This is a genomic window from Nocardioides sp. P5_C9_2, assembly GCF_054049555.1.
Window position 1 is genome coordinate 1 of the sequence record NZ_JBFUMD010000377.1, and the last position, 3,903, is coordinate 3,903.

A 3,903-nucleotide genomic window follows, 5' to 3' on the forward strand; every position below is an offset into this window, starting at 1 on the left:
GCTCCTCGCGATGCTGGCCGGCCTGGCGGTCCATACCCGCCGTCCCGACGTGTTCGTGGTGGTCGACAACGCCTCCACCGACCACACCCGCGCGGTGCTCGAGGCGCACCTGGCAGGCCCGGGCGCGCTGTCGCTCGAGGTGGTCCACCAGGAGAACACCGGCGGCGCCGGCGGCTTCCACACCGGGGTCCGTCGGGCCTACGACGGCGGGTGGGACCGCATCTGGCTGATGGACGACGACGTGGTCCCGGCGCCCGACTGCCTGGCCACCCTGATGGCGACGGACGAGGACTGCCTGATCGCCGTGCGCGAGGACCTGTCCGGCGCCCTGGTCGAGAAGGCCGCCATCCACTTCGACCTGCGCAACCCGCTGGCGATCCGGCCCAAGCGCTCCGCGGTCGACACCGTCTACGCCGACCGCGCCTCCATGCCGGAGCTGGTCGAGGTGCAGAACGTCGCCTTCGAGGGCTTCATGACCCGGCGCGGAGTGGTCGAGGAGATCGGCTTCCCGGACCCCTCCTTCTTCATCTTCTACGACGACGCGGAGTACGCCGTCCGCGCCCGCCGGGCCGGGCGGCGCGTCTGGGCGGTCCGCGACGCGGTGCTCGTGCGACAGCTCGACTTCAACCAGCAGCACGACCTGGCCGGCTGGAAGGGGTTCTACATGTACCGCAACCTCTTCGTCGTGCACTTCCGCCACGGCGAGAACGTCCTGGTCCGCCTCAAGCCGTGGCTGATCACCCTCATCGTCGTGCTGACCAGCCCGGTGCGCGGTGGTCGGGGCGAGGCCACCAACGTGACGCGCGCCATCCGGGCCGCGCGGGGCATGCGACGCCTGCCCGGCTCGGCCGCACCCCCTCGCTAGACTCGTGCAGCCCCCCCGGGCGCTGCGTCCACACACAGGAGTTCTCCCTTGTCCCAGGGATCCATCGACCATCCCGACCTCGTCGTCGTCGGCTCCGGCCTCTTCGGCCTCACCATCGCCGAGCGATGCGCCTCCGAGCTCGACCTGAAGGTCCTCGTCATCGAGCGCCGCCACCACCTCGGCGGCAACGCCTACAGCGAGATCGACGAGGAGACCGGGATCGAGGTGCACAAGTACGGCACCCACCTGTTCCACACCTCCAACACGCGGGTGTGGGAGTACGTCAACCGGTTCACCGACTTCACCGGCTACCAGCACCGGGTCTTCGGCAAGTACGAGGGCCAGGTCTACTCGCTGCCGATGAACCTGGGCCTGATCAACCAGTTCTTCGGCAAGGCGCACACCCCCGACGAGGCCCGGGCGCTCATCAAGGAGCAGTCCAGCGAGATCGCCACCGAGGACGCCAGCAACCTCGAGGAGAAGGCGATCAGCCTGATCGGGCGCCCGCTGTACGAGGCGTTCATCAAGGGCTACACCGCCAAGCAGTGGCAGACCGACCCCACGGAGCTGAGCGCGGACATCATCACGCGCCTCCCGGTCCGCTACACCTTTGACAACCGCTACTTCAACGACACCTACGAGGGCCTGCCGGTCGACGGCTACACGGCCTGGCTGACCCGGATGGCCGACCACCCGAACATCGAGGTCCGCACCGACACCGACTGGTTCACCGACACCGACGACTTCCGGCAGGACGACTACAAGGGCACGGTCCCGGTCGTCTACACGGGCCCCGTCGACGAGTACTTCGACAACTGCGAGGGCCGGCTCTCGTGGCGCACGGTCGACCTCGAGCAGGAGACTGTCGACGTCGACGACTACCAGGGCACCGGCGTGGTCAACGCCAACGACCAGGACGTCGCCTGGACCCGGGTCCTGGAGTTCAAGCACCTCCACCCCGAGCGCACCTACCTGCCGGGCAAGTCGATCGTCGTCCACGAGTACTCGCGCTTCGCCGAGCCCGACGACGAGCCCTACTACCCCGTCAACACCGCCGAGGACCGGGCCAAGCTCCTGAAGTACCGCGACCTCGCCAAGAAGGAGCCGATGGTCCTCTTCGGCGGTCGCCTCGGCACCTACAAGTACCTCGACATGCACATGGCCATCGGGTCGGCGCTGTCGATGTTCGACAACAAGCTCAAGCCGCACTTCCTCGACGGAGAGCCGCTCACGAGCGGAGGAGTGGACGCATGACCAGCTCGACGACAACCGCCACCGGGACCGCCACCGCGCGCCGGGTCCTGCAGCGCCAGATCCTGCCCATCGACGGCGACACCGACGTCTACCGCCTGTACGTCGACCCCGAGGCCGCCGTCCTCGACGCCGACAAGTACGAGGTCGGCTCCAACCGGCAGGCGCAGCAGCTCAACGCCGCCCAGATGCGGCAGTCGGCCTCGACCGGGGTCTCGATCCACCCCGACCAGATCCTCGACCGCGAGGCGCTGCGGCTGTCCCCGGAGGAGCGCATCTCGTTCGGCTCCTACTTCAACGCCTTCCCGGCCAGCTACTGGCGCCGCTACACGATCGTCTCCGAGGTCGACCTGACCCTGACGGTCGAGGGCCGCGGCGCCACCGTCACCGTCTACCGCTCGATGGCCAACGGCCGCTCGCAGCGCGTGGAGACCGTCACCACCGGTACGGAGGAGAGCTCGACGTTCGACTTCGCGCTCACCCTCAAGCCGTTCGTCGACGGCGGCTGGTACTGGTACGACGTCGTGGCCGGCGACGAGGAGGTCGTCGTCCGCTCCGCAGAGTGGTCCGCCCAGGTGCCCGCCGACCGGGCCGAGCACGGGACCGTCGACATCTGCATCACCACGATGAACCGCCCCGACTTCGTCGCCAAGCTCATCGGCCAGCTCGGGTCGACCCCCGAGCTGCGGCCCTACCTCGACGAGGTCCTCGTCATGGAGCAGGGCACCCAGAAGATGGTCGACTCGGAGTTCTTCCCCGAGGCCGCGGCCTCCCTGGGCGAGACGCTGCGCATCATCGAGCAGGGCAACCTCGGCGGGTCCGGCGGCTACGCCCGCGGCCAGCTCGAGTCGGTCCGCAAGGGCACCGCGACGTACGCGATGATGATGGACGACGACGTCATCTGCGAGCCCGAAGGCGTCATCCGGGCCGTCACCTTCGGGGACCTGGCCCGCCGTCCCACGATCGTGGGCGGCCACATGTTCAGCATCTACGCGCGCACCCGCCTGCACAGCTTCGGCGAGATCATCACCCCGTGGCGTTTCTGGTGGCTCTCGGCCCCCGGCGTGTTCAGCGACTGGGACTTCGGCGCCCGCAACCTGCGCTCCTCGCGCTGGCTGCACAAGCGCATCGACGTGGACTTCAACGGCTGGTTCATGTGCCTCATCCCGCGCCAGGTGCTCGAGGAGATCGGCCTCAGCCTGCCGCTGTTCCTGAAGTGGGACGACTCCGAGTTCGGCCTGCGTGCCAAGGCCGCCGGCTACCCGACCGTCTCCATGCCCGGTGCGGCCGTGTGGCACATCCCGTGGACCGACAAGAACGACGCCCTGGACTGGCAGGCCTACTTCCACCAGCGCAACCGCTTCGTCGCGGCGCTGCTCCACTCGCCCTACGAGCGGGGCGGCCGGATGGTGCGGGAGAGCCTCAACCACCAGGTCGCGCACGTCGTGGCCATGCAGTACTCCACGGTCGAGCTGCGGCTGATGGCCCTCGAKGACGTCCTCGACGGCCCCTACGCGCTGCACGAGAAGCTGGCCACCCGGCTGGCGGAGGTCAACGCGTTCCGCAAGCAGTACTCCGACGCCCAGCTGCAGGCCGACCCGGACGCCTTCGCGCCGGTGCGCCGCCACAAGCCCCCGCGCAAGGGCAAGGACGACTCCGGCGTGCCCGGTCGGGGGGCGCTGCTCGTGCGTGCCGCGACGATGCCGCTGCGTCAGCTCCGTTCGATCCGGCCCACCTCGCGGGAGCACCCCGAGGCGGAGATCCCGGCCATGGACGCCAAGTGGTAC

3 protein-coding genes are annotated in these 3,903 nt (G+C 69.1%); all 3 read left to right on the plus strand.

The annotated features are described in order from the left end of the window. Positions 1-865 (plus strand): glycosyltransferase (locus ACXJKL_RS16395; RefSeq protein WP_457208090.1); only part of this gene is annotated, 865 nt, incomplete at its 5' end. 48 nt (positions 866-913) lie between these two features. Continuing rightward, positions 914-2,119: a UDP-galactopyranose mutase gene (glf, locus tag ACXJKL_RS16400; protein ID WP_457208091.1), complete on the plus strand. Its 1,206-nt coding sequence runs from the start codon at positions 914-916 to the stop codon at positions 2,117-2,119. Continuing rightward, positions 2,116-3,903: glycosyltransferase (locus tag ACXJKL_RS16405; protein ID WP_457208092.1), on the plus strand; the 1,788-nt coding region annotated here is incomplete at its 3' end. The genes glf and ACXJKL_RS16405, both read left to right, overlap by 4 nt.